We start from the raw sequence: 26,805 nt of genomic DNA, 5'->3' as shown, positions 1-26,805 counted from the left end.
GATCAGTGTGTGAATCGTTGCAGCGGCTACTATATGAGTTACGTCGAGTCGCCGGTCGCCGAGCGCACCGCGAGCCATCGGATCGTCAGCAGGACGAGCGGCGGCGCGAATATCAGCACCGCGAGGGGGCGAAGCGTCGGCGAGAGTTGGCTGTAGAGAACGTAGCCGACGCCGACGAGGAGACAGCCGACGATCGCGGTCCACAGGAGACCGGTTCGGTCATCGATCATTGCTTCGATGTCGGCCGTGAGACATATAAACGATTCTACTCGAGGCGACGGCGAAAAAACGCGAACCGGGACGAACGGCTCATACGGACTGCTGTAAGTCATTTCCGGCGCGGCCGCAAGACGGACGCGGCCGCCCGATAAATCGGTACGGGAGACCGTATCAGTAACTGCGCTCTTTGGGCTCGTAGGTCTTGTTCTCGCCCTCGAGGATCACGGGGCGATAGAAGATCGACGGTTCGCCGTCGTCCCACGAGATCAGCGTGTGCTTGAGCCACTCCTCGTCTTTGCGCTCCTGGTGTTCCTTGCGCCAGTGCGCGCCGCGGAACTCGTCGCGCACCAGGGCACCGAGCGCGATCGTCTCGGCGACGTCGATCAGGTTGCGCGTTTCGATGGTCTGCTGGAGGTCCGTGTTGAACGTCCGGGAGGGGTCGTCGACGTAGACGTCCTGGTACTCCTCGCGGCATTCACGGATGATCTCGAGGGCCTTCTTGACGCCCTCCTCGGTCCGGAAGACGTTGACGTAGTCGGTCATCGCCTTCTGGAGTTTCGCGCGGATCTCGGCGTGCTGGACGCCGTCTTCCTTGTCCATCAGGGTATCGACGCGCTCACGGGCGGTCTCGACCTTCCGCTGGAGGACGCCCTCGGCGTCGGCGGCCACGCCGCCGTCGGCGGCGACGCTCCCGCTGGTCTCGAGTCCCGCCTTGCCGGGCGCGACCGGCAGTTCGGTGTCGGTCTCGTCCTCGACGTCGTCGCCGTAGCCGGTCCGGATCTCGGGCTCGCCGAGGTCCTCGCCGGCGGCGTGTTGACCGGCGCGCTTGCCGAAGACGATCAGTTCCGGCAGGGCGTTGCCGCCGAGTCGGTTGCCGCCGTGGACGGAGACGCAGGCGCATTCGCCGGCCGCGTAGAGGCCGTCGACGCAGGTCTGACCGTTCTCGTCGACCTCGATGCCGCCCATGGCGTAGTGCTGGCCGGGCTTGACCGGCATCGGCTCGACGAGCCCGTCGACGCCCTCGAAGTCCTCCGCGAGGTGCAGGATGTTCTCGAGGCGGTCCATGATGCGCTCTTCCCCGAGGTGGCGCATGTCGAGGTGGACGTACTCGTCGTCGACGCCCCGTCCCTCGTCGACCTCCGTGAGTTCCGCGCGGGCGACGACGTCGCGGCTGGCGAGTTCGCCGGAGTTGTTCGCGTAGCCGTACTCGAACATGAACCGCTCGCCCTCGCTGTTGTAGAGGATGCCGCCTTCCCCGCGGACCCCCTCGGAGATCAGGACTCCGGTCGAGGGCAGCGAAGTCGGGTGGAACTGGATGAACTCCATGTCCTCGAGCGGCGCGCCGGCACGATATGCCATCGCGTGGCCGTCGCCGGTACAGGAGACGGCGTTGGTGGTGTGGTCGAACGCCTGGCCGGGGCCGCCGGTCGCGAGGACGACGCCGTTGTTCGCTTTGAACCCTTCGATGTTGCCCGACTGGACGTCGTAGGCGACGACGCCGTGACACTCGCGGTCGTTGGGATCGTCCTCGTCGGTCGTCGCCAGGTCCATGACGTACCACTCGTCGTAGACCTGAATGCCGCGTTTGACGACCTGTTCGTACATCGTGTGCAGCAGGTGATGGCCCGTCTCCGCCCCGGCGTAGGTGGTCCGGGGGTAGGAGAGGCCACCGAACGGCCGCTGGGAGACGGTCCCGTCCTCCTCGCGGGAGAACGGCATCCCCCAGTGTTCGAGGTTGATTGTTTCCTCGGGCGCGTTCTGGGCGAGGGTCTCGACCGCCGGCGCGTCGCCGAGGTAGTCCGAGCCCTTCATCGTGTCGTAGGCGTGGAGTTCCCAGTCGTCGCCCTCCTGAAGCGCCGCGTTGATGCCGCCCTCCGCCGCGCCGGTGTGGCTGCGGACGGGATGGAGCTTCGTGACCATCGCCACGTCGGCTCCCGCTTCGTTCGCTGCGATCGCGGCCCGGAGGCCGGCGCCGCCGGCGCCGACCACGATGACGTCGTGTTCGTACATAGTTACCAGAATTTCAGGTTCTTCTTGACTGCCTCCCGCTTGAGCTCCTGAATGTGCTCGGTGAGCGGGATGTCCTTCGGACACACCTCGGTACAGGAGAACTGGGTCTGGCACCGCCAGACGCCGTGTTCCTGCTCGAGAATGCGGAGTCGATGCTCCTTGATCTCCTCGCCCTCGCGGTCGTCCATCGCGAACTTGTAGGCCTTGTTGATCGCCGCCGGGCCCAGATACTCGTTGTCGCCGGCTGCGATGTTACACGAGGACATACACGCGCCACACCAGATACACCGCGAGGACATCTTGATCTTCTCGCGGTTTTCCGGGCTCTGGCGCTGCTCCTCGAGGTCATCGACCGGCGGCGTGTCCTCGTCCTGGAAGTACGGCTCGACCGTGTGCATCTGGTCGTAGAAGTGATCCATGTCGACGACCAGATCCTTGACGACCTCCTGGTGGGGCAGCGGCTCGATGCGGACCGGCTGTTCCAGATCGGAGATCTGGGTCTTACAGCCCAGTCGCTGCTTGCCGTTGACGAAGAACGCGTCGGAGCCACAGACGGCCTGCCGACAGGAGTGACGGAACGTCAGCGACGAGTCGTACTCGTCGCGGGCGTACATGACCGAGTCGAGGACGGTCATCCCCTTCTCGAAGGGGACGTGAAAGTCGTCGAAACGGGGTTCCTGCTTGCCCTCGACTTCGGGGTCGTAGCGGAACACCTTGATGTGGACCGTCTCCCCCTCGAGTTCGGCGGCCTTCTCGGCGTGTTCGTCGACCATCCCGCCGCCGTTCTGTTCGTCCGCAGCCGGCGACTCCGCGCCTTTCATCGCCGGGTCTTCCGGTGCTTCCTGGCTCTCGGGTTCGGCTTGTTGTGTACTCATGTTAGATCATGCCCGCCATTGTGAGTGCGACGTACGTTCCCTGCGCGACGAGGCCGACGCCGGCGATGGTCAACACCGCCAGCACGACCTTCTTCTGGGTCCCCTCGAGTCCCTGGTTGACCAGGGCGTTGTAAACGCCGTTGACGCCGTGGAAGGCGGCGGTCACCAGGAACAGGACCATCGTGAGGAAGTACCCGATATTCTCCATTCGGGCCTGAGTACCCATGAAGCTTACCTCGTACGCGTGGTTGACGAAGTGCAAGAGGAAGAAGTGGAAGGCGAGAACGACGACGAGGAACGCGGCGGTGACGCGCTGGAGGAACCAGCCGGTGCCGCCGGGCGTAAAGGAGGAGTAGCGCTCCGCCATCAGATCCCCACCCCCGTCAGGAAGGTCGGGACGCTGGCGACGGTGATCGCGCCCGTCAGGATCAGCGAGGCGTAGAAACTCTTGTCCTGCGACTCGAGCCCGATCCCGAGATCGACCATCAGCAGGCGCAGTCCGTTCAGAATGTGGAAGACGGCCACCGCCAGCAGGCCGATCTCGAGCAGGCGGATGAGGAACAGCCCCTCGAGTCCCTGCAGCGTCGTCGTGTAGATGTCGTTTTGTGCTTCGATCACTGCCGTACTTTCTCCTGCGGCGCTGATAGACGTACTCAGCACGGCGATGTGGGTGAACAGGTAGCCGATCAGCATCCACCCGGTGAACTTGTGGAAGATCCACGCCCACATGCCGGCCGAGAACTCCTTCCACCGCCCGAAGTCCTCGATGAGGCCGCGATTGTAAGACTGACTCATGCGCTCATGTGGACCGTTTGACCGCGGCGGTATAGAAGTTACTTTTGTCGCTCCTCTTCTCCCGTTCGGTCCGACAGAACACGACCGGAAACCAACTCGTTTCGTTGACGTGTCCCGAAAGAGTTCGGGGAACTCCCAGCGGATGTGGGACTTCCCGCTCAGTCGTCCCCCTGCCGGAGGTCCGACCGCGACCGCTCGGTCGTCCGCTCGCGCTCGAGCGCGGTGAGGGTGTCCGGAGAGAGCCCGACGAGGTGACACAGCGGGTTCCCCGGGTAGACGACCGGGTTCTCGAGGACGCCGACGATGAGGCCGGTGAAAGGGGCTTCGACGGTGACGATGTCCTCGTCTTCCTTGAACGGGTTGGTGATGGTACAGATGACCTCCCCCTCCTCGACGAGCTGGCCGCGGCCGCGTTTCATGTCGACGATGCCGCCGGCGTCGGCCCGGAGCCAGGTCTTCTCGTCGTCGTCGTCGATGACGGTCCGCCAGCCGGGCCAGTGAACCGACGACTCGCGGTGGAGTCCGAACTCGGCGAGGACGCTCGCGACGCCGGTAAGCGCGCGGTCGATCAGCCGCCGCTGGAACCGGTGGGCCTCGCCCATTTCGACCGTGATCGTCGGAACCCCGGCCTCGGTGGCCTCGCGGCGGAGCGTTCCCGACGGCCCCTCGCCGGCGATGATGACGTTGGAACTGAACGCCTTGGCGAGTCTGGCGACGGTCGATCGCTCCGTGTTCGCCCGGACGTGAAGCATATTCGTCCGACCCCGCGTCGACGTGTGGAAGTCCAGCCCGAGATCGCAGGGTTCGATGAAGTTGGTGAAGATCTGGTTGGCCATCCGCCGGGCGCTGGTCGACCCCTCCCGGCCGGGGAACGACCGGTTCAGGTCCCGATCGTAGATCGGGAGATACCGTTCCTGTGCGAGGAAGCCGGGGACGTTCATCACGGGCAGACAGACGAGCGTCCCGTGCAGTATCGAGTGGTCCCAGTCGTGGGCCACCTCCCGAACGACCTCGATCCCGTTGAGTTCGTCGCCGTGGGCCGCCGCCGAGAGGAACATCGTCGGCCCCGGATGTTCGCCGTTGACGACCGTCACGGGGATCCGGACGGGATCGCCGAGATACGTCTCGCTGATACCGTATCGGATGTTCGCCGATTCGCCCGGATCGACGCGGCCGCCGTTGTAGGTGAACGCTTCGTTGGTCGACCCGTCGGGAGGTTCGCTCGTCGCGTCGTCGCTCATACCACGTTCTCCGGGAGCAGCGACGTGAATGTTCCCCCTCGGACCGCGTCGAGTCTCGACTCTCGAGCGCCCGCGACGGTTCCGTGCCACTTTTCCCGGAGAAAAGCCGCTTCGCTCGAACAACGCCCACCAGCGACTGGGAGCGTGGGCATACGTTTTGTATCTGGCAGTGGTATGGACGCCCATGAAGATCCGAGAGGCAACCGATTCGGACGCCGAAGCGATTCGGACGATCGCCCGCGACTCGCTGGGTTCTACGTACACCGACTTCCTCGAGGCCGAGACCATCGACGAGGCCGTCGAACAGTGGTACGGCGACTCGATCGCGGACGAACTCGCGGACGACCGGACGCTGTTCTTGCTCGTCGAACGCGACGGCGAGATCGCGGGCTTTTCCCAGAGCGAACTGGTCGGCCAGCGGGCCAACACCGGCCGACTGCTCTGGCTCCACGTCCACCCGGACCACCGCGGCGACGGGACTGGCGTGCGCCTGCTGGTTCGCACCCGCGAGCGACTCCTCGAGGAGGGGACCGACGGGATCCAGTGTTTCGTCCTCGCGGACAACGAGGGCGGCAACGAGTTCTACCGCAGTCACGGCTTCGAGCAGGCGGGCCAGCGCGAGGTCGAGATCGGCTCGGAAACGTTCACCGAGAACGTCTACGTCGAGGCCGACCTCGAGGACGAGGGCGAGTGGGGAACGGTCGACGAACTGACCGTCGACGGCGAGACGATCTACGTGAGCTACGGCGAGGCCGCCAGGGGATCGCGGGCACCGTTTTACGTGGCCTACAGCGACGACGACCGCACCGAACACTACGCCTGGTTCTGCGGGAACTGCGATTCGATCGACAACGCCATGGATGCGATGGGCCGCATCGAGTGCAACGAGTGTGGCAACCGCCGCAAAGCGACCCGGTGGGACTCCTCGTACCTCTGATCCGGTCTCGGTAGGCGGTCATCGACGGAGTTTCTCTCGGTTTTGCCGGCCAATTCGAACCCCGTAAGAGGTCCCTTCAGTCGTTTACGCCCAGTTACGGGCTCGCACCCCATCGGGCGGTCTCGACTCGATCGAGCCACCGCGGGCGATCTCGGTCCCGCCGCGACTGTTGTCCGATCCTTCGATCCGTTGGGTCCGCATTACAATTGCTCGATCCCTCGAGTCACCAGTCAGTGGGTCGCTGCCGGTGCGGTCGGACAGCGTCGCGTGTCTCAGTCGGTCGGCTACTATGAACAGGGAGGATCACATCGTCCACGGCTTCAAGGCAACGCTCGTCGCGCGCGGGATCTACATGCTCTCGAGCGCGCTGTTGATGTTCGTACTGGCGCGGTACCTGCTGGACCCGGACGGGTACGGCGCGCTCTACTGGGCGATCGGGGTGTTGGCCATCGTCCAGCTGTTCGCGGACCTAGGGCTGTCCCGGTCGGTCGCACGGTACATCTCCGAGTACCGCGAAACCGATCCCGGGCAGGTTCCCCACCTCCTCGAGACGACGATCACGGTCAAAGTAATCTTGCTCGCGGTCGTCGGCTACGTCCTGTTGCTCTACCACGAGTGGATCGCGACCGCGCTCGGCGATCCGGGAGCGGCCCCGTTCCTCGCAGCCGGCGTCGTCTATCTCGTGGTCTTCTCCGCGAGTACTTTCTCGCAGGTCGCCTTACAGGGGTTTAATCATCTGGAGTACAGCGCCATCGTTCAGGCGATCAGCGGCGCGGGACGACTGCTCTTTGCCGTCGGGTTCGTCCTCGCAGGCTTCGGCGCGCTCGGGGCCTTCTTCGGCTACGTCGTGGGGTATGCCATCGCCGGGGCCGTCGGGATCGGCATCCTCTACTCCGGCTTCTACGCCCGCCACGACGCCGCCGACGAGTACGAGGAGGGGCTCTCGAAGCGGCTGCTCGAGTACAGCATCCCCCTGACGGCGACCCGGAGCGCGAACGTCATCGACAAGCAGATCGACATCGTGCTGGTCGGGATCTTTCTGAACCCCGCCGCAGTCGCGTTCTACACGCTGGGCAAGCAGATCACCGATTTCGTCCTCGCGCCCGCCGAGTCGCTCGGCTTTACCATCTCGCCGAACTTCGGCGAGCAGAAGGCCGCCGACCAGCTCGAGGAGGCCAGACGGATCTACGAGACCTCGCTGACGAACGTCCTCCTGCTCTATATCCCGGCGGCGGTCGGGCTGGCGATCGTCGCCGAGCCGTTCCTGACGATGGTGATCGGGCAGAACTACGCCGGTGCGGTCCCCGTGTTGCAGGTGCTCGCCGGCTTCGTCGTGTTGCAGGCGATCACGAACCTGACCAGCGACAGTCTCGATTACCTCGGTCGCGCCCGCGCCCGCGCCGTCGCGAAGGGCGGAACGGCGCTCGCTAACTTCGGGCTGAACATCGTCCTGATCCCGGCGATCGGGGTCGTCGGCGCGGCGATCGCGACGGTAGCGACGCACTCGGTCTACGTCGCGGTGAACCTCTATATCGTCCACACCGAACTCGGGCTGAACGTCCAGCGGCTCGCCCGGACGACGGGCCTGATCTGTGCGATCACGGGCGTCATGGCCGTCGCCGTGTTGCTGGTGACGCCGCTGGTCTCGAACCTCTTCATGCTGTTCGGTGCGATCGCGGTCGGGGCGATCACGTGGGGTGCGCTGGCGGTACTGAGCGGGCTGGTCGATCCGGGGCAGGTTCGGTCGGTCATCGGGTGACGTCTACCTCGAAATCGAAGAACGGATAGTAGCCGCTGAAAGTCATTGCACACCTGATCGCACGATGGCGCTGCGATCAGTGTGTGAATCGTTGCAGCGGCTACTATAGTTGGAGGCCTACGAACTGACCTGTACCCAAAATTTGGAAAAAAGATATTGAACGTACAATGTTCCGAAAAATAGAAGTAATAACGAGGCATCTGAAGTTATGAATCGAGAGATAATAATATATAGTCCCGTGTATGTTACGATAGTTAGACCACTCCCAGAAACGGTCCAAAGAAAGCGGACTCCCCTAGTAGCCGCCTTGGGGCCTCGGATCGTATAGAAGATGGGTAATGATCCAGCGATATCAACAGCGAAAAAAACTCTATCGACAACACTGTTTCCCAGTTCGAAGAAAAATAGCACACAAATGCCGAGAACCGTAGTCGTAAGCCCGATTATCGGGTAGTCAACGACGAGGCCAAACACACGTCGCCGTATCGATCGGTTCGATATCGCGATATAGTTTAAATCACCCCTGGGAAGATAATAAGCGTCTTGGTCCCCGCACTGTCTATCAATACTTATCCGACGGCTATACGTCTAGCCGTTATGTCCGGTGCCGATCCCGTGACCGTCGGGGTACTGAGTCTGCATACGAGCAAGGAAACCAAAGCGATTCTCAACGCCGCCGAGGATCTCGGCCACGACACCGAGTGGCTCCGTGCGGAAAACACGTCCGTCAGCGTCACGGACGGCACTCCCGTCCTCGAGCCCGACGTCGACGTGATCGCCAACCGGATGCTGCTGTCGAACACCGAACAGCCCGCGGAGGAACTGGGGCTCGCGAACACCTTCACCCAGCTCGTGCCGATGCTCAACGAGCCGAACACGGTGTTGACCGCGATCCACAAGCTGTCGACGGCGACCGCGCTGGCGTCCAACGAGATCCGAACGCCGGACGTGACCCTCGCGCTGAGCGGCGACCGGCTGAACGCCGCACGGGAGCGCTACGGCGAGGAGGCCGTGTACAAGACCGCGATCGGGACCCACGGCGGGGGAACCTGGAAGGTCGGCCCCGACGACCCGATCAACGCCAAGGTCGGCAACCGCTATGCCTTCCTCCAGGAACTCGTCGACCAGGAGGACGTCCGCCACCGCGACCTGCGGGTGTACGTCGTCGGCGGCGAGGTCGTCGCCGCGATGTATCGCTACGCGCCGGACAACGACTGGCGAACGAACGTCGCGCTCGGCGGCTCCGTCGAGGACGCGACCGACGACCTCCCCGAGGAGGCCGCCGAGATGGCGCGGCAGGCGGCCGGCGTCGTCGGCCTCGACTACGCCGGCGTCGACCTCGTCGAGGGCGACGAGGGCTGGTACGTCCTCGAGGTCAATCCGACGGCGGGGTTCAAGGGACTCTACGAGGCGACGCAGGTGAGCCCGGCACCCTACATCGCGAAGTTGGCGATCGAACGCGCCGGTGGCGAGGTCGACGACGACCGGGTACGAGAGATCGCGAACGTCCTCGACGACTCCCGGCCGACGGCCCAGCCGCCGGACGCGGTGACGTCGGCGACGGAGCCGGCGGTGATCGGCTACACCGAGGAGGTCGTCCTCTCTGGGACGAGCGGGTCGAAGACGGTTCTGGCCAAGTCCGACACGGGCGCGACGCGGACGAGCATCGACACCGGGCTGGCCGCCGATATCGGTGCCGGACCGATCAAGTCCATCACCCGCGTCCGCTCGGGCAGCAGCAAGCAATCGAAGAGTCGCCCCGTCGTCGACGTCGTCGTCGGCGTCGGCGGGAACCAACACACCGTCACGGCCAGCGTCGAGGACCGCAGCCACATGGATTACCCCGTCATCCTCGGCCGCGATATCCTCGAGAACTATCAGGTCGACGTGAGCCGCCGGATCGACGGCGACGCGCCCGACACGCCCGAGGAAGAAGAATAGCCAGACACCCGACTCCGTATTTGCTTCCGCCTCCCTTGCTTTCGTTCGATGCGCCCCTCGAGAGCGTCGTTTCGGCGGGTCCGCTGGAACCGAGATCCCGACGTTCAGTTTGCAGTACCGCAAACAATGTGGCCGAAACCCAAAACACAACTTCGGATCGGTACATCTATAATTCTCTAATCCTATCTTCCGACCGTAGACGCCCATTCATGCCAAACGGAAATACAAATCAGGACTGGTGGCCGGATCAGTTGAGCTTGGACGTTCTCGATCAGAACGCCGCGGACGTCGCTCCGTACGACGAGGACTTCGATTACGCCGAGGAGTTCCAGCAACTCGACCTCGCGGAGGTAAAGGCGGACCTCGAAGAACTGATGACGACGTCCCAGGAGTGGTGGCCGGCCGACTACGGCCACTACGGGCCGCTTTTCATCCGGATGGCGTGGCACAGCGCCGGCACTTACCGAACCACCGACGGTCGCGGCGGCGCGTCCGGCGGTCGGCAACGTCTCGCGCCGCTCAATAGCTGGCCCGACAACGCGAACCTCGACAAGGCGCGTCGACTGCTCTGGCCGGTCAAACAGAAGTACGGCCGTAAGCTCTCGTGGGCCGACCTGATCGTTCTCGCCGGAAACGTCGCCCTGGAGTCGATGGGCTTCGAGACGTTCGGCTTCGCCGGTGGCCGCGAGGACGACTTCGCGCCCGACAGCGCCGTCGACTGGGGGCCCGAAGACGAGATGGAAGCCTCCGAGCGCTTCGACGAGGACGGCGAACTCGAGGACCCCCTCGGTGCTACCGTCATGGGGCTGATCTACGTGAACCCGGAGGGGCCGGACGGCGAGCCGGATCCCGAGGCGTCGGCGGCGAACATTCGCGAATCGTTCGGCCGAATGGCGATGAACGACGAGGAAACGGCCGCGCTCATCGCCGGCGGCCACACGTTCGGAAAAGTCCACGGTGCCGACGATCCCGACGAACACGTCGGTCCCGAACCCGAAGCGGCTCCGATCGAGGAACAAGGCCTCGGCTGGAAGAGCGAACACGGCTCCGGGAAGGGTGCCGACACGATCACCAGCGGGATCGAGGGTCCCTGGAACACCACGCCGACCCAGTGGGACATGGGCTACATCGATACGCTGCTCAACCACAAGTGGTGGCCCGAGAAGGGGCCCGGCGGTGCGTGGCAGTGGACCACGCAGAACGGAGAACTCGACGATGCCGCACCGGGCGTCGAGGACCCGTCGGACAACGAAGACGTGATGATGTTGACGACGGACATCGCTCTGAAGCGGGACCCCGACTATCGGGAAATCCTCGAGCGCTTCCAGGAGAACCCCCGGGAGTTCCAGGAGACGTTTGCCAAGGCGTGGTACAAGCTGATCCACCGCGACATGGGCCCGGCCGAGCGGTTCCTCGGCCCGGAGGTACCCGACGAGGAGATGATCTGGCAGGACCCGCTCCCAGACGCCGACTACGACCCGATCGGCGAGGACGAGGTCGCCGACCTCAAAGCGGAGATCCTCGAGTCCGAGCTGTCGATCTCCCAACTGGTCAAGGCCGCCTGGGCGGCGGCCTCGACCTACCGCGACAGCGACAAACGCGGCGGCGCGAACGGGGCCCGCATTCGCCTCGAACCCCAGCGGAGTTGGGAGGTCAACGAGCCCGACGAACTCGAGACGGTTCTGGAGACTCTGGAGGGAATTCAGGCGGACTTCAACGACTCGCGAGCCGACGGGACGAGGGTCTCGCTGGCCGACCTGATCGTCCTCGGCGGCAACGCGGCCGTCGAGCAGGCGGCGGCGGACGCCGGGTACGACGTCGAGGTTCCGTTCGAACCCGGCCGGACCGACGCCTCGCAGGAACAGACCGACGTCGAGTCCTTCGAAGCGCTCAAGCCGAACGCAGACGGCTTCCGGAACTACCTCGGTGACGACGCCGCCCGCAAGCCGGAGGAGCTGCTGGTCGACAGGGCCGACCTCCTGAGCCTGACCGCCGACGAAATGACGGTTCTGGTCGGCGGGATGCGCGCGCTGGATGCGAACTACCAGGACTCGGATCTCGGCGTCTTCACCGACCGGCCGGAGACGCTGACCAACGACTTCTTCGAGACCCTGCTCGATATGGACTACGAGTGGGAGCCGGTCTCGGAGGACCGGGAGGTCTTCGAACTGCGCGACCGCGAGACGGGCGACGTCGAGTGGAAGGGCTCCCGCGTGGACCTCGTCTTCGGATCCAACTCCCGGCTTCGAGCCATCGCGGAAGTCTACGGCGCCGACGACGCCGAGGAGAAGTTCGTCCAGGACTTCGTGGACACCTGGAGCAAGGTCATGCAGCTCGACCGCTTCGACCTCGAGTGATCGAGCGCTCGCGCTGCCGCTGACATCGCCGACGAACCGTCGCGTTCGCCGGGGCCGATCATCGCCCGGTCGCGGTCCTCCCGCCGCGACCGACGTCGCTATTCGCTTCTGATGACGACCGCGTCGTCTCTGATTGCCGCTATCTGTGCGGCGTCGACCGGGTAGTCGTCGTCGCCGTGGCCGCCCCAGTCCATGCGCGCTTTGAGTCGGTCCGTCAGCCCGGGCTCCGGATCGACGTAGGCGGTCTGGCCCTCGACTTCGGCGACCATCCCGATCTGCTGACCCGACTCGTCGACGACGTCTTTCCCCTGATCGGCATGCGAGAGTTCGACCGCCGGGGCTGCCGTCTCGTCCGTCGGTCCCGTCCCGGCCTCTCCCGCCGTGCTGGCCGTCGCTTCGCCGCCGACGGCACCGCCGGACGCGGCCGCCGCCCCGCCGGCGTCCATCGACCCGTACTCCTCGACGTCGATGATCTCGCCCTCGAGCAACTCGCTGCTGACGACCTCGGACTCGACCAGTTCCGACTCCTCGAGGACGTATCGTATCTCCAGCCGTTCGTCGCGTTCCTCTTCGACGGTGCGGCGCTCGATGAGTTCGCTCCGGACGGCGTCGCCTTCGGTGCGCTGGCTCCGGATGACCTCCCGCTCGAGTACCTCGTCGGGCGCGACGCTCGAGCGGACGACGTCGCTCTCGAGGATCGATCGCTGGACGCTCTCGAGTTCGATGTCGGTCTCGATATCGTCGCGTTCCATCTCCCGGTCCCGCTCGATGTCGACGTCGACGACCCGGCTCTCGACGATGTACCGCTCGATCTCCTCGATCGTCTCGAGGCGGGTCTCGTCGACGATCACCACGATGGTGTCGTCGCCGACGAACTCGGTTTCGACGACCTCGCGAGAGCGGCGTTCGGAGTCGACGATATCGCGTTCGACCAGCTCCGTGTCGATCACCTCGCTCTCGATCGTGTCCCGCTCGACGACCTCGGTCTCGACGACCTGCGTCTCGACGATCTCGGTCGTCACCGTCTCGCCGCGTCGCAGCGAGTCCTCGAGTTCGTCGCGACCGAGATCGGCCCGCTCGAAGGCCCGTTCGCGTTCGACGATCTCGAAGAACCCCAGCCCCTCGCCGGTGGGTTCGTCCTCGTGGTAGACGAAGACGTAGTCCTCGTCGTCGAACCGCCGCTCGAACTCCTCCCACGAGTACTCCTCGTGGCCCTCGCCGAGCTCGTCGCGGCGGGCGAACGAGTGGCCGTGGTCGTCGCTGTCCCGGACCCGTACCGGGACGGCGTCGCGGGCCTCGGCCCACTCCCTGATCCGCTCGGGATCGCTGGTCATCCGGCGTTGCTCCGGCGCGTCCGTATCCGTCGGGGACGTGTCGTTTGCCATCTCCAGTAGAGTCCGGACGCCGCCGCACTTCAGTCGACGTGGCCGTCCCGTCGGTTCAGTGTCTCGTTTCTCCGGCCCCCGCTAGCGGCCGGCAGGAGCCGGGACGTAACCCGGTCTTGCCCGCATCGCCGTCGTCCGTTTCGATCGGTTTCGTCGCTCGAGGCGCGTCCAAGCGGACGTTACCGGCGAACCGACGGGGCCGGGCGAACGAACGGCAGGCCGGACGCGATCAGGGGCGCTCAACCGGACTCGTACTCGGCCCAGAGATAGCGCGTGGCGACGCTGCGATAGGGCCGCCACGGCTCGGCGATCTCGCGCATCTCGGCACGGGACAGCTCCTCGCCGTCGGCGTACAACTGCTCGATCCCGCGGCGGACGGCGAGGTCGCCAAGCGGGAGGACGTCGGGTCGCTCGAGGACGAACAGGAGGTACATCCGCGCGGTCCACTCGCCGATCCCTTTGATCTCGGTCAGCAGGTCGACGACCTCCGCGTTCGAACACGAGGCCAGTCCCGCCCGCGTGTAGTCCGCTTCCCGGAAGGCGCGGGCGGCGTTTCGCACGTACTCGATCTTGCTCACGGAGAGGCCGGCGTCGCGAAGCGCGGCCTCGTCGGCGGCCAGCACCGATTCCGGCGTCACCTCCCCCTCGAGGACCTCGAAGACCCGCTCCCGGACGGCCGCGGCGCTCGCGGTCGAGAGCTGCTGGTTGATGATCGAGATACAGAGCCGCTCGTACTCGGTCCAGTCCCGTTCGACGTAGGGGTCGTGTCGGTCGACCAGTCCGGCCATCACGGGGTCTTCCCGGAGGACGGCGTGTGCCTCGTCGTTCATGCGCAGATAGATAACGGGTGTAGGGAACCGGAGCCAGATAGGCGTCTCGATGGCTCGCTCGCGGAGCTCACTCGAGGTGGTGGTAGTCGAGTTCGTGGTCCGCCTCGAGGGCCGCCCGAACGGCCGGGCTGGGATCACCGACGCCGCGACGACTGAACGAGAGCTCCGCCGGTTCGGCCGTGATCACGAGGTTCACCCGCCAGTCGTCGGCCGTGTCGGGGTAGTCCGTCCGGTAGTGTGCGCCGCGGGACTCGGTCCGCTCGAGGGCGGCCCGCAGCATCGCCTCGGCGACGGTGAGACTCGCCGAGAGGTCGACGGCGTACTCGAAGGACTTCGAGGTCCGATCGCCCTCGACGCGGAGGTCGGCGGTGCGGTCCCGCAGGGCGTCCAGTTTCGCGAGTCCCTCCCGGAGCCCCGCGTCGTCGCGGAGGATGCCGGCATGGTCCCACAGCAGGTCGCCGAGATCCTCGAGCAGTTCCGTCGGCGTGACGGTGCCGTCCGAGGCGGCGAGATCTCGGAGGGCCGCGAACTCCCGTTCGGCGAGCGCCCGCTGGCCGTCGGTGACCGTTGGATCGTCGTCGCCGTCGGTCACCGCGGCCGCGACGTGGTCGCCGACGAGCTTGCCGATCGCGACGGTCTCGGCCAGCGAGTTCCCGCCGAGGCGGTTCGCGCCGTGGACGCCGGCAACCGTCTCGCCGACGGCGTAGAGCCCGCCCACGCCGGTCTCGCCCGTTCGGAAGTCGATGTCGACCCCGCCCATCGTGTAGTGGGCCGTCGGCCCGACCACCATCGGTTCCTCGGTGATGTCGACGCCCAGCGACTCGAAGCGCTCGACCATCGACGGCAGCCGGTCGCGGACGTACTGGTCGTCACGGTGGGAGATGTCGAGGTAGACACCGCCGTCTTCGGTGCCCCGTCCCTCGCGGACCTCGCGGGCGATGGCCCGCGCGACGACGTCGCGGGCGTCGAGTTCCATCTGGTCGGGCGAGTACCGCTCCATGAACCGCTCGCCATCCGCGTTGTACAGTCGGCCGCCCTCGCCGCGGACCGCCTCCGTGACGAGCCGGCCGTCCCACTCCTCGCCGTAGCGGTCGCCGACCATCCCGGTCGGGTGGAACTGGACGAATTCGAGGTCGACGAGTCGGGCCCCCGCCTCGAGCGCCAGCGCCTGTCCGTCGCCGTTGTTCTCGTCGTCCCGCGAGGAGTGGCGGTGATAGAGCGCCGAGAACCCGCCGGCCGCGAGGACGACGTGGTTCGTCCGGAACAGGAGTCCCGAGCCGGTCTCCATGTCGAAGCCGACGGCCCCGTCGACGCGCTCGCCGTCCGAGAGCAAGCGCGTGATCATCACGTTCTCGCGGTGGGTGACCTCGAGTTCGCGAGCGCGGTCGACCAGCGTCTCGAGCATGGCCTCGCCGGTCCGGTCGCCGACGAAGCAGGTCCGTCGGTAGGACTGCGCGCCGAAGTAGCGCTGGTTGACGTCGCCCTCTTCGGTCCGGTCGAACGGCATCCCCCACGACTCGAGTTCGCGGATGCGGTCGGGCATCTCCCGGGCCGTCAGTTCGACCGCCTCGGGGTCGTTCAGGTGGTGGCCCTCGTTAAAGGTGTCCGCCGCGTGGATCGTCCAGTCGTCCTCGGAATCGAGCGATCCCAGCGCAGCGTTGACGCCGCCGGCCGCCCACGTCGTGTGGGCGTCGCCGTGATCGCGCTTGCCGATCACGAGCGGGTCGATCCCCGATTCGGCGAGCGCGATCGCGACGCGAGCGCCCGCCGCGCCCGCCCCGATCACGAGTACCGGGGTCGTCACGACTTCGTACTCGAGGCCGGCGGCGGGGCCGGGATCGCCCTCGGTCTCGAGGCGGTTCTCGATCCCGGCGGTCGACCGCTCGCGGCTCGTCGCTCGGCGGTCGTCGTCGGTCGTGTCGCTGTCGTTGGACGGCAATTTTGTCATCGAGTGAACGTAATCACCGACCGGGTTTAGGTCTCGTCCCGAACGATGCAAAAGTCGCTTCTCAGGCCGATTACGTACAATACTTCGCCTTCGAACTGCCTCGAGAGACGCGGAGAAAGTTCGGTTCGGACACCCGTATCCCGGTCGTCGGAAACTGTCTTTAAATCCGACATAACTGGTCGGACGGCCGTCACACCGTTACCGCCCGTCGGATCCGTCTTCGGCGACCGCGGACCGCTCGGGTTCGACGTTCGCGAGCCGCATCGCGTTACCGGTGACGCCGAGGCTCATCCCCATGTCGCCGACGACGACCGCCAGCGCGACGCTCACGAACCCGAGCGGGACGCCGATCGCGAGCAGGGCCTTCACCCCGAGGCTCGCCCAGACGTTCTGTCGGATGACGCCGTTTGCCGTGTGGGACAGCTCGTACAGGTACGGCAGCTTCCCGATGTCGTCGCTCATCAACGCGATATCGGCCGTCTCGAGGGCGGTGTCGGTGCCGGCCGCACCCATCGCGACCCCGACCTCGGCGGTCGCCAGCGCGGGCGCGTCGTTGATGCCGTCGCCGACCATCGCCACGTCGCCGTACCGCTCTTGGAGGTCAGCCACGGCGTCGACCTTCTCGTCGGGCAGGAGTTCGGCGCGGTACTCGTCGACGCCGACCGCCTCGGCGATCGCCCGCGCCGTGCCCTCGTTGTCCCCGGTCAGCATGACGACGCGCTCCACGCCGAGGTCGTGGAGGCGCTCGACCGCCCGCCTGGAGTCGGGCCGAACCTCGTCGGCGATCGCGATCGCGCCCAGCAGTTCGGTCTCCGTCCCGACGAGGACGACCGTCTTTCCCTCCCGCTCGAGCGCGGCGAGCGTGTCCGCGGCGAAGGCCCCCTCGTCGGCCTCGAGCGCGCTCTCGGACGCGACGCCGCCGTCGGTCCGCGGATCCGACGCGCCGTCGGCGCGGGCCCGCGAGAGATCGAAGCCCAACTCCTCGAACAGCGCGGGCTTGCCCGCGTAGTACGTCTCGCCCTCGATCTCACCGCGGATCCCCCTGCCGGTGAGGCTCTCGAACCCCGTCGGCTCGGGGAGATCGCCCACGTCCGCCTCGTCGGCCCGAGCGAGGATCGCCGCCGCGATGGGGTGTTCGCTGCGTCGCTCGAGGCCGGCCGCGTACCGAAGCAGCGTCGCCTCGTCGGTGTCGCCGGCCTGGCTCGCGGTGTCACCGCTCACCTCGTTCGCGGCGCTGGACGCCGCGCAGGGCACGACGTCGGTGACGGCGAGTTCGCCCTTCGTGAGCGTGCCGGTCTTGTCGAGGGCGACGGCGTCGACCTCGCCCATCGCCTCGAGGTAGTTGCCGCCCTTGATCAGGACGCCGTTTCGCGCGGCGCTGGTGACCCCCGAGACCACCGAGACGGGCGTCGAGATGACGAACGCACAGGGACAGGCGATCACCAGCAATGTGAGCCCGCGGACGAACCACGTCCCCCAGTCGCCGGCAAAGACGATCTCGTAGCCGGCGATCCCCGCGGTGACGGTGTCGCCGATGAGAAGCGGCGGCACGGCGGCGGTCAGGATCGCCAGCACGACCACGACGGGCGTGTAGTAGCCCGCGAACCGGTCGACGAACTGCTCGGTCTCCGTCCGCTCGGCCTGTGCGCCCTGGACCATCTCGATGATCCGAGACAGCGTCGAGTCGCCCGCCGTCGAGGTGACCTCGATCTCGAGGTAGCCGTCCTCGGTGATCGTCCCGGCGTACACCTCGTCGCCGGTCGACTTGTCCACGGGGACGCTCTCGCCGGTGATCGGCGACTCGTCGACCGCGCTCTCGCCCTCGCGGACCGTGCCGTCGAGCGGGATCTTGTCGCCGGGCCGGACGACGACGGTCTCGCCGACCGCCACGTCGTCCGCGTCGACGGTCACCTCCTCGCCGTCACGGACGACCGTGGCCTCGTCCGGCGAGAGTTCCATCAGCTCGCGCAGGGAGTCCCGCGCCCGATCCATCGCGTAGTCCTCGAGCAGTTCGGCGATGCTGAACAGAACCGCGAGCGTCGCGGCCTCGACGAAGTAGCCGATGCCGGTCGCGGCGACGATCGCCGTCCCCATCAGGAGGTCGATGTCGAGGCTCCGGTTTCTCGCGGAGTAGTAGCCGCTGCGGACGACGGGGACGCCGCTGACGGCGACCGCCCCGAGGAAGAGCAGATCCGCGACGTGAAGGGGATACTCGAGGACGCTCGCCACCGCGACGTTCCCGCCCGTCAGGAGGAACTCGAAGCCCAGTCCGAGCGTGACGAAGACCGCGCCGAGCCACGTCTTCTTCGCGCGGGGACTCGTCCAGACCTCCGAGGGCGGCGCGACGTCGACGCCGTCGCCGCTCGAGGCCGATTCCGTCGCCCCGCCGTCGGCCGTTCCCCCGGTGACCTCGTAGCCGGCACCTTCGATCGCGGCGACCACGTCGGCCTCGCCGGTCCGATCGCGGTCGTACGTGACCGTGGCCGTCCCGGCGGTCGGGTTGAGTTCGACGTCGACCACTCCGTCGAGCCGCTCGAGGCTCTTGTCGACTTTCCCCGCACAGGACGGGCAGTCCATCTCGGGAACGGCGAGTCGGGCGGTCAGCTCCCGTCGCTGTCCGCCCCCGTCCGTTCCCTCCGTCGCGCCCGATTCAGCACTCATTACTTCGGAGTAAGGGCGTCAGTTCGATAAGCCTTGGTTGGAATATTCCAAAACCCGCCGACGCTAGAGCGGCGTCGACGGCGCGTCGGCGAACCGCTCGTCCGCGACGTACCCCTTGGCCAACCGTTCCTCGGCCCGGCGGAGCCGGTAGGTGAGCGTCGACCGAGGCACGTCGAGGTGATCGGCGAGGTCGCCGACGTCGACCTCTCGGGGCGACTCGTAGTAGCCGTGTTCGACCGCGGCCCGGAGCGCGGCCTCCTGTTCGGGGGCGAGGCCGCTCGCCCCGCCGGTTCCGTCGCCCGTCGGCGCGTCGGCCTCCGTCGTCGCCGCCCGGAGCATCTCCATGCGGGCGCAGTCACCGACCGCCGCCTCGAGGGCGTCGAAGAACGCGGCCGGGTCGCCGACGCCGGAGTGGACGATCCGCCAGGTGTAGTGGCGCCCCTCGTGGCGCGTCTCGAACAGGACGCCGTCGCCGAGGTGATCGCGGGCGATGTGGGGAACGGACGCGCAGGTCGGCGTTCGCTCCCACGTGGAGTAGAGAACGAGCGTGTCGTCGGTCCGATCGAGGACTCGCGTCGTCTGGGTCGCGCCGCAGTCGTCGGTCGCGAGACAGTCCGCGTAGTAATCGCCGTTGAGGAAGGCGCCCTCGATGTCCTCGAGGGCCGCCGACGTCCCCGTGGCGTGGTCGACCCGCCAGAGGCGATCGTCGGTGGCGTGCAGCGACAGCGAGCGGATCCGGGCGTCGGGGTGGTCGGCCAGCGCGTCGGCCACCCGGTTACAGCCGGGCTCGTACTCGAGGGCGAAGACGAACTCTCTCATTGCGCCGTCGTAGGCTCCCGCGGGGCAAAGCGTTGCTGGGTGCGAGGACGGCCGGGAGCGCGACTCGAGCGACTGCGAGAGCCGCGGGACCCGGGGGAGGGCAGGCGGTTACCCGACGACGACCGCGAGCGAAGTGAACGAGAACTCGGGAGACGCTATGTGGCTTCCGGCGCTTTTGATCGAAACTGAGCGGGATCGAAGGTCCCGCTCTTTTGAAGATTTCAACGAGGGCCGCCGAAGGCGGCCCGCAGAGTGAAATTTCGCTACTATTCGTCCAGCAACTCCCGCGCGATGACGTTCTTCTGGATCTCGGTGGTGCCCTCGTAGATCTGGGTGATCTTCGAGTCGCGGTAGAACCGCTCGACGGGGAAGTCGTTGACGTAGCCGGCACCGCCGTGGATCTGGACGGCCTCGTTGGCGACGTCGACGGCGACGCGGGAGGCGTACTCCTTGGCCATCGAGGCGAGCTTGGTGATGTCGTTGCCCTGGTCGACGTTCCAGGCGGCCTTGTAGGTCAGGTTGCGCGCGGCCTCGGTCTCGGTGGCCATCTCCGCGAGTTTGTGCTGGATGGCCTGGAACTCCGAGATGGACTGGCCGAACTGCTCGCGGTCCTGTGCGTACTCGCGGGCGGCCCGGAGCGCGCCCTTGGCGATGCCCAGTCCCTGCGCGGCGACGCCGGTCCGGGTGGCGTCGAAGAAGTGCATCTGATGGAGGAAGGCGGCGTCCTCGTCGCCGACGAGGTTCTCCTCGGGCACGCGGACGTCGTCGAAGATGAGTTCGGCGGTGTCGGAGGCTCGAATGCCGAGCTTGCCGGTGATCTTGTCGGCGCTGAAGCCGTCGCGATCGGACTCGACGATGATCTGACTGAAGCCGCCGTAGCGGCTGTCGGCGTCGGGGTCGGTCTTACAGAGGACGACGAAGTAGTCGCCGACCGAGCCGTTGGTGATCCACATCTTATTGCCGTTGATCACCCACTCGTCGCCGTCCTTCTCGGCGCGAGTCGACACGGAGGAGACGTCCGACCCGGTGTCGGGCTCGGAGATGGCCGCGCCCGAGATCTTCTCGCCGGTCGCGACCGGCTCGAGGTAGCGCTCTTTCTGATCTTCGGTCCCGAACTCGCTGATTGCCTCGGTCCCGAACGAGCAGGCCATGATCGACAGCGCGATGCCGGGATCGTAGGAGAACAGTTCCTCGGCGATGAGCGCCGATTCGAGGGTGGAGTAGCCGGCCCCGCCGTACTCCATCGGGATCGAGGTGCCGACCAGGCCCATCTCGGCGGCCTCGTCGACGATCTCGTGGGGGAACTTCTCTTCGGTGTCGTACTCCTCGGCGTGGGGTACGATCTCGTTCTCGGCGAACCGGCGAACTTCGTCGCGGATCTGTTCCTGTTCTTCGTTGAGTCCGAATTCCATGAACGACCCTTACGATCGGAACGGTAAAGAGCTTTGTAACCGATAATAAACGAAACTCCAGTTCCCATTAAGTGAGAGGGAAACGTTGAAACGGGTCCGAATAGGATTTTCGAGCATGGAACTCGAGGACATCAACACCATCACAGTTCTGGGTGCGGGCAACATGGGTCACGGTATCGCGGAGGTCGCCGCGATGGCCGGCTACGACGTGAACATGCGCGACATCAAAGAGGAGTTCGTCCAGAACGGCTACGAGCAGATCGAGTGGTCGCTTGACAAACTCGCCGAGAACGACCGGCTCACCGACGAGGAAGCCGAGGCCGCCAAAGAGCGAGTGACGCCGCTGGTCGACATGGGGGAGGCCGTCGCGGACACGGACTTCGTCATCGAGGCGGTCCCCGAGCAGATGGGGATCAAAGAGGACGTCTACACCGACCTCGAGGAAGTCGCGCCCGACGACGCGATCTTCGCGACGAACACCTCGAGCCTCTCGATCACCGACCTCGCCGAGTTCACCGAGCGGCCGGAGCGGTTCTGCGGGATGCACTTTTTCAACCCGCCGGTCCGGATGCAACTGGTCGAAGTGATCTCGGGTGCCGAAAGCACCGAGGAGACGCTCTCGGTGACGGAGGCCCTCGCCGAGGACTTCGGTAAGACGGCCGTTCGGGTCCGCAAGGACTCGCCCGGGTTCATCGTCAACCGCATTCTGGTGCCGCTGATGAACGAGGCCGCGTGGCTCGTCAGCGACGACGAGGCGACGATCGCCGAGATCGACTCGACGACGAAGTACGACATGGGCCTGCCGATGGGCAGCTTCGAACTCGGCGACCAGGTCGGTAACGACGTCAGCTACCACGTCCTCGAGTACATGAACGAAGTGCTGGGCGAGGCCTACGAGCCGGCTCCGCTGCTCGAGGAGAAAGTCGAGAACGAGGAACTGGGCAAGAAGACCGGCAAGGGCTTCTACGACTACGAGGACGGCGAGGGCGTCCAGATCCCGACCGACGAGGGATCGGAGTTCGTCGAGCAGCGCCTGCTCGCGACGATAGCCAACGAGGCCGCGAAGCTGATCGGCGGCGACGTCGCCCCGCCGGCGTCGATCGACGAGGCCGTCCAGCTCGGGGCCGGCTTCCCCGACGGCCCGGTCGCGCTGGTCGACGACTACGGCCTCGAGACGCTGCACGACACCCTCGAGGACGCCTACGAGGAGACGGGCCACGAGCGATACGCGCCCGACGACTACCTCGCGGAGCGAGCCGAGGCCGGCGGCTTCTACGACGACGGCGAGGACGCGTCGGGGGTCGACTTCGGGACGATCCGACTCGAGTACCCCGCCGACTACGTCGGACAGATCGTTCTCGATCGCCCGCACCGGATGAACACCATCAGCGACGAACTCCTCGAGGAGCTATCGACCGCGATCGACCACCTCGAAGACGACGACGAGGTGCGCGCGATCCTCGTCACCGGCGAGGGCGAGCAGGCCTTCTCCGCGGGCGCGGACGTCCAGAGTATGGCCGGCAGCGGTGCCGACCCGATCGAGGGACAGGAGCTCTCGCGACTGGGCCAGCAGACGTTCGGCAAGCTCGAGGCCTGTAACCTGCCGGTCGTCGCCGGGATCGACGGCTTCTGTCTGGGCGGCGGGATGGAGCTGGCGACCTGTGCGGACCTCCGCGTGGCCAGCGAGCGCTCGGAGTTCGGCCAGCCCGAGATCGACCTCGGCCTCATTCCGGGCTGGGGCGGCACCCAGCGACTCAAGCACATCGTCGGCGAGGGCCGCGCGAAGGAGATCATCTTCACCGCCGAGCGCTACGACGCCGAGACGCTGGCCGACTACGGCTTCGTCAACGAAGTCGTCGACAACGCTGATCTCGAGGACCGTGCCCTCGAACTGGCGACCGACCTCGCGGGCGGCCCGCCGATCGCCCAGAAGTTCACCAAGCGCGCGATGCTGGCCGGCCGCGACGACACCGAGTCCGGCCTCGAGTACGAGGCCTCCGCGTTCGGGCACCTGATGGGGACCGACGACCTGATGGAAGGGATCACGGCCTTCATGGAAGACGAGGAGCCGGAGTTCGAGGGGCAGTAAGACGACTCTCGCTGCTGGCCGATGGCCGGTCAGCGAGAACCTACGACGTCCCGGATCGAGTCGACCGGCGGGACACCGACTATTTTCTCGCAATTATTATACGGTATTTGATCTTTGGTCGCGAGATTTATGACCCAGAGGTACCATGGGTGTCCCGTGGCTGTAACGATGAAGAGAACGGAGGGGTTCCCCTATGAGTGACGGGCCATCGGTCCTCGTCGTCGACGACGAGGCGCGACTCGCGGACCTGTTCGCCGCGTGGCTCCAGACCGACTGGACCGTCGAAACGGCGTACGACGGAGAGGAAGCGCTCTCGAAAATGTCCGACTCCGTCGAGGTCGTCCTGCTGGACCGACGGATGCCGGGGCTCTCCGGTGACGAAGTCCTCGAGCAGATCCGCGGTGACGGGTACGACTCCCGGGTCGTCATGGTAACGGCCGTCGATCCGGACTTCGATATCATCGAGATGGGGTTCGACGACTACCTCGTCAAGCCGGTTTCGAAGGACGAACTCCTCGACATGGTCGAGGATGTCGCCGGCCGCTCGGACTACGAGTCCGACATTCAGGAGTACTACGCGCTCGTCTCGAAGAAGGCGCTGCTGGAGTCCGAGAAGGCTGATCGCGAACTCGCGGACAACGAAGAGTATCAGGACCTCCGTGACCGCGTCGACCGCCTCGAGAAACGGGTCGACGAGACGGTCTCGGGGATGTCCACCCACGACGACTTCGTGGGCGCGTTCCAGGATCTTCAGTCCGAGAACTAGGACTCGAAGCGAGCCCCTCCGCTCTCGCTCGTGGTGGCCGTTCACCCGTGTCCGGTAGCGATATCTTTGGCGGTCGACGCTCTGTGATCCATTTTCCGACGACGAAAACGCCACGTCGGCGCGCCGAATCACCGGCGGCAGACGCCTACTCCGCTTGCCCGTAGATCAGATTGCGCTGGATCTCGTTGGCCCCCTCGTAGATGACGGGGATCCGGGCGTCGCGGTAGACGCGGGCGATCCGCCGTTCGTCGAGGACCGATCGGCCGCCGTGGAACTGCATGCCCTGTTCCGCGACGTCGACGGCCGTCTCGGTCGCCTTCGTCTTCGCCATCGCCGCCCAGTAGCCCGCGTTGTCCTCCTCGGCGACCTTCTCGCGGGCGCGCCAGACGAGGGTCCGGGCGCTCTCGAACTCGAGCAGCATGTCCGCGAGGCCGTGCTGGACGCTCTGGAAGTCGCTGATCGTCTTGCCGAACTCCTCGCGGCCGTGGGTAAAGTCCCAGGCCTCCTCGATCGCGGCCGCGGCGATACCCAGCCCGTGGCCGGCGACGGCCACGCGGCCGTGGTTGAAGAAGTCGGCCAGCAGCATGAAGCCGTCACCCTCCGAGCCGATCACGTTCTCGGCGGGGACCCGGCAGTCGTCGAACTCGATGTGGGCCTGCTTCGAGGCGCGCATCGCCATCTTCTCGGGGATGTGTTCGGCCTCGTAGCCGTCGGTCTCCGTCGGCACGATGAACATCGAGTGGTTGCCGTACGGGTTCTCCTCGTCGTCGCCGGTGCGGGCGTAGAGGGTGATCCAGTCGGCCTCGACGCCGTTGCCGATCCAGTACTTCTCGCCGTTGATCACGTACTCGTCGCCGTCCCGCTCGGCCGTGGTCTGCATCCCCGCGAGGTCGCTGCCGGTGTCGGGCTCCGAGACGGCGAGCCCGGAGCGTTGCTCGCCTTCCGCGACCGGGCGGATGTACTCCTCGCATTGCTCGTCGGTGCCGTGTTCGTAGGTAATCTCGCAGCCGAAGCTGGCGAGTTGCAGCGTCAGCGCGATCCCCGCGTCCGCCCGGTAGAACTCCTCCGTCATCGCGAGCAGCTGGGCCAGATCCAGCCCCCGCCCGCCCCACTCCTCGGGGATGTCCTGTGCCACGAGGTTCGCCTCTCGGCCGGCCTCGAGGATCGCCTCGGGATACTCGCCGGACTGGAAGTACTCCTGGGCGTTGGGTTCGATGTGTTTCCGGGCGAACTCGCGGGCCTCGGCTTTGATCTCGCGAGCGTGTTCGGGGACGATATCGTCGTCGAGCAGTTCCATGTCCCGCCGTACGATCGCACAGAGGAAATAGTCGCGGGCGAATATTGCAACCTGAGTACGGTCCGGTCGGGATCCGCGGACGGTAATTCCGGCTCGCTAACCGAAGTCCGCACCAGATCGTCGGTCGAGTCGGCCGCGTCCGCGTGGGCCTCGAGCAAGTGACGGTCCCAGACGAGATCGGCCAGCAGGTGGGCATAGAGGATGCCAGCGGTCACGACCGCGAGCTGGACGCTCGCCAGCGCAAGCGCCTGAACCGCGAGACCGCCGATCACGACGTGGCTCAACGGCCGCGAGAGGACGCCAACGTCGCCGGGGTCGAAGATTTCGGACTGGTCCGCGATCGTCGCGCGTGGATGCGGTTTTCACGGGGGGACCAATCGCCTGCGGCGACTCGAGGCTAGCCCGCAAAGCCCGAGAGCGACCACTCCTCGTCGCCGTCCTCGTCGGCGATGCTGGGCGCGCTCACGAGGACGAACGCGCTCTCGCGGTCCCCGTTGCGGATCTGGCGGGTCGCCTCCGGCGGGAGCCACAGCGCGTCGCCGGCCTCCATCGCCACGGGGTCGTCGTCGACGACGACCGTCGCCGCCCCCTCGATGAGGACGTAGACCTCCTCGTGGTCGTTGTCGGTGTGGTCGTGGGGCTTGCTGTTCCAGCCGGGATCACACCGCGCGACCGTGACGCCGACCTGCTCGGTCTCGAGCGGATCGCTGAGAAAGTGCATCGCGCTCGAGACTTCCTCGACCTCCTCGTAGTTGACCTTCCGGTATGTCATATGGATCCATTCGGGAGACGACAGTAAAACGATACTGTCTGTCGAACCGGGTCGGGTCGGTCGGCAGTGCCGGTCGCGATAGTCCCGCGGCGTCGATCGACGGCGCGAGCAGACTGCTCGCGGTCGTCGGACTCCATCCACGAGATCGGCGCGGCGTCCGGGCGGGACCGAACAGCCACGGGGACCGACGGAGTCGGTGTGGGATCGGTGACGATCGAGAACCGGATGGGGTCGCCCGGACGCGCTCGCCGCTAGCCCTGCGCGAGCGGGTCGAAGCTGTCGACCGGAATGACCGAGTAGTCGACCGTCAGCGCGTCCTTGGTCGCGCGGATCTTCCCGACGAACGCCGAAATGTCCTCGAGTTCGCCCTCGAGGACGAACAGCTCCATACAGTAGTGGTCGCCGACGTGGCTGTGGAAGTTCGACGCGACGAGGTGTTCGTGTTCGTGGCGCAGGTGCATCATCCGTTCCTCGACGCTGGTGGTCTCGTAGTCGAACAGGACGGTGATGATCCCCATCAGGTCCCGGTCCTCGAGTCGGGTGTCCTCGAACTCCCCGAGCAGGTTGCGGGAGGCTTCCCTGACGACTTCGCTCCGGCCGGTGTACCCGTGTTCCTCGGCGAACTGATCGAGTCGCTCGAGGAGCTCGTCGGGCATCGAGACGCTGACGACTGCCATATAATAACTTAGTGC

General features: G+C 66.2%; 22 protein-coding genes. 7 read left to right on the top strand and 15 right to left on the bottom strand.

Translation table 11 applies throughout. The features are described 5' to 3' along the window. Window positions 1-38: 38 nt before the first annotated feature. From A6E15_RS10425 to A6E15_RS10400, 6 genes are all read right to left on the bottom strand, one after another. Window positions 39-230, bottom strand: coding sequence for a hypothetical protein (locus A6E15_RS10425; RefSeq protein WP_076146049.1), 192 nt, complete (start codon window positions 228-230; stop codon window positions 39-41). 160 nt (window positions 231-390) lie between these two features. Beyond that, window positions 391-2,229 carry an FAD-binding protein gene (locus tag A6E15_RS10420; protein WP_076146047.1) on the bottom strand — a complete coding sequence of 613 codons (1,839 nt, stop codon included), beginning with the start codon at window positions 2,227-2,229 and terminating at the stop codon, window positions 391-393. A 2-nt stretch (window positions 2,230-2,231) separates the two neighbouring features. Then, window positions 2,232-3,104, bottom strand: a complete 873-nt coding sequence (locus A6E15_RS10415; RefSeq protein WP_076146046.1) for a succinate dehydrogenase/fumarate reductase iron-sulfur subunit — start codon at window positions 3,102-3,104, stop codon at window positions 2,232-2,234. 1 nt (window position 3,105) lies between these two features. After that, a complete protein-coding gene (locus A6E15_RS10410; RefSeq protein WP_076146044.1) occupies window positions 3,106-3,471 on the bottom strand; it encodes a succinate dehydrogenase hydrophobic membrane anchor subunit in 366 nt (121 codons plus the stop codon). Continuing rightward, a complete protein-coding gene (gene sdhC / locus A6E15_RS10405) occupies window positions 3,471-3,899 on the bottom strand; it encodes a succinate dehydrogenase, cytochrome b556 subunit (RefSeq protein ID WP_076146043.1) in 429 nt (142 codons plus the stop codon). Before sdhC ends, A6E15_RS10410 begins: the two co-directional genes overlap by 1 nt. A 158-nt stretch (window positions 3,900-4,057) precedes the next feature. Continuing rightward, entirely contained in the window at window positions 4,058-5,140 is a 1,083-nt protein-coding gene (locus A6E15_RS10400; protein WP_076146041.1) for a succinylglutamate desuccinylase/aspartoacylase family protein, read from the bottom strand. Between the two features lie 184 nt (window positions 5,141-5,324). Here A6E15_RS10400 and A6E15_RS10395 point away from each other — a divergent pair, with 184 nt between their 5' ends. The 4 genes from A6E15_RS10395 to katG all read left to right on the top strand — a co-directional run bounded on the left by A6E15_RS10395 (window position 5,325) and on the right by katG (window position 12,134). Further along, window positions 5,325-6,077 carry a GNAT family N-acetyltransferase gene (locus A6E15_RS10395; protein WP_076146040.1) on the top strand — a complete coding sequence of 251 codons (753 nt, stop codon included), beginning with the start codon at window positions 5,325-5,327 and terminating at the stop codon, window positions 6,075-6,077. A gap of 289 nt (window positions 6,078-6,366) precedes the next feature. Then, window positions 6,367-7,836, top strand: coding sequence for a flippase (locus tag A6E15_RS10390; RefSeq protein ID WP_076146038.1), 1,470 nt, complete (start codon window positions 6,367-6,369; stop codon window positions 7,834-7,836). A 597-nt stretch (window positions 7,837-8,433) separates the two neighbouring features. Further along, complete coding sequence (locus tag A6E15_RS10385; RefSeq protein WP_076146037.1) at window positions 8,434-9,777, top strand: RimK family alpha-L-glutamate ligase; 1,344 nt, start codon at window positions 8,434-8,436, stop codon at window positions 9,775-9,777. Between the two features lie 209 nt (window positions 9,778-9,986). Further along, window positions 9,987-12,134, top strand: a complete 2,148-nt coding sequence (gene katG / locus A6E15_RS10380; protein ID WP_076146035.1) for a catalase/peroxidase HPI — start codon at window positions 9,987-9,989, stop codon at window positions 12,132-12,134. Between the two features lie 98 nt (window positions 12,135-12,232). Here katG and A6E15_RS10375 read toward each other — a convergent pair whose 3' ends face one another. The 6 genes from A6E15_RS10375 to A6E15_RS10350 form a co-directional block, all read right to left on the bottom strand. Beyond that, window positions 12,233-13,519, bottom strand: a complete 1,287-nt coding sequence (locus A6E15_RS10375; protein ID WP_076146033.1) for a hypothetical protein — start codon at window positions 13,517-13,519, stop codon at window positions 12,233-12,235. Between the two features lie 239 nt (window positions 13,520-13,758). After that, window positions 13,759-14,349 (bottom strand): DNA-3-methyladenine glycosylase family protein, encoded by a 591-nt coding sequence (locus tag A6E15_RS10370; RefSeq protein WP_076146032.1) that lies wholly within the window; start codon window positions 14,347-14,349, stop codon window positions 13,759-13,761. Window positions 14,350-14,416: 67 nt separating this feature from the next. After that, the gene (locus tag A6E15_RS10365) at window positions 14,417-16,297 is read right to left on the bottom strand and encodes an L-aspartate oxidase (RefSeq protein ID WP_076146030.1); all 1,881 of its coding nucleotides are present in this window, start codon (window positions 16,295-16,297) and stop codon (window positions 14,417-14,419) included. Between the two features lie 198 nt (window positions 16,298-16,495). Beyond that, complete coding sequence (locus tag A6E15_RS10360) at window positions 16,496-18,958, bottom strand: heavy metal translocating P-type ATPase (protein ID WP_076146029.1); 2,463 nt, start codon at window positions 18,956-18,958, stop codon at window positions 16,496-16,498. Between the two features lie 63 nt (window positions 18,959-19,021). Further along, on the bottom strand, window positions 19,022-19,777 hold the full coding sequence (locus tag A6E15_RS10355) for a helix-turn-helix domain-containing protein (RefSeq protein WP_076146027.1): 756 nt from the start codon (window positions 19,775-19,777) through the stop codon (window positions 19,022-19,024). 266 nt (window positions 19,778-20,043) lie between these two features. After that, window positions 20,044-21,189 carry an acyl-CoA dehydrogenase family protein gene (locus A6E15_RS10350; protein WP_076146026.1) on the bottom strand — a complete coding sequence of 382 codons (1,146 nt, stop codon included), beginning with the start codon at window positions 21,187-21,189 and terminating at the stop codon, window positions 20,044-20,046. 115 nt (window positions 21,190-21,304) lie between these two features. Here A6E15_RS10350 and A6E15_RS10345 point away from each other — a divergent pair, with 115 nt between their 5' ends. Next, window positions 21,305-23,278: a 3-hydroxyacyl-CoA dehydrogenase/enoyl-CoA hydratase family protein gene (locus A6E15_RS10345; protein ID WP_076146024.1), complete on the top strand. Its 1,974-nt coding sequence runs from the start codon at window positions 21,305-21,307 to the stop codon at window positions 23,276-23,278. 193 nt (window positions 23,279-23,471) lie between these two features. Beyond that, complete coding sequence (locus A6E15_RS10340; protein WP_076146023.1) at window positions 23,472-24,044, top strand: HalX domain-containing protein; 573 nt, start codon at window positions 23,472-23,474, stop codon at window positions 24,042-24,044. A 145-nt stretch (window positions 24,045-24,189) separates the two neighbouring features. On the opposite strand, the gene A6E15_RS10335 is transcribed toward A6E15_RS10340, so the two are convergent. Beyond that, window positions 24,190-25,341 (bottom strand): acyl-CoA dehydrogenase family protein, encoded by a 1,152-nt coding sequence (locus A6E15_RS10335; RefSeq protein ID WP_076146021.1) that lies wholly within the window; start codon window positions 25,339-25,341, stop codon window positions 24,190-24,192. Between the two features lie 143 nt (window positions 25,342-25,484). On the opposite strand from A6E15_RS10335, the gene A6E15_RS20955 reads away from it, so the two are divergent. Then, window positions 25,485-25,742, top strand: coding sequence for a hypothetical protein (locus tag A6E15_RS20955; protein ID WP_175607241.1), 258 nt, complete (start codon window positions 25,485-25,487; stop codon window positions 25,740-25,742). On the opposite strand, the gene A6E15_RS10325 is transcribed toward A6E15_RS20955, so the two are convergent. Both A6E15_RS10325 and nikR read right to left on the bottom strand, forming a co-directional pair. Beyond that, window positions 25,739-26,113 carry a cupin domain-containing protein gene (locus A6E15_RS10325; RefSeq protein ID WP_076146020.1) on the bottom strand — a complete coding sequence of 125 codons (375 nt, stop codon included), beginning with the start codon at window positions 26,111-26,113 and terminating at the stop codon, window positions 25,739-25,741. The two genes, A6E15_RS20955 and A6E15_RS10325, sit on opposite strands and share 4 nt — an antisense overlap. 251 nt (window positions 26,114-26,364) lie before the next feature. Beyond that, entirely contained in the window at window positions 26,365-26,790 is a 426-nt protein-coding gene (gene nikR, locus A6E15_RS10315) for a nickel-responsive transcriptional regulator NikR (RefSeq protein WP_076146018.1), read from the bottom strand. Between the last annotated feature and the right edge of the window lie 15 nt (window positions 26,791-26,805).

The sequence above is a fragment of the Natrinema saccharevitans genome, from assembly GCF_001953745.1.
GTDB classification, from domain to species: Archaea; Halobacteriota; Halobacteria; order Halobacteriales; family Natrialbaceae; genus Natrinema; species Natrinema saccharevitans.
The sequence above is the reverse complement of the archived record's forward strand: the minus strand, read 5'-3'. Positions and strand labels throughout refer to the sequence as shown.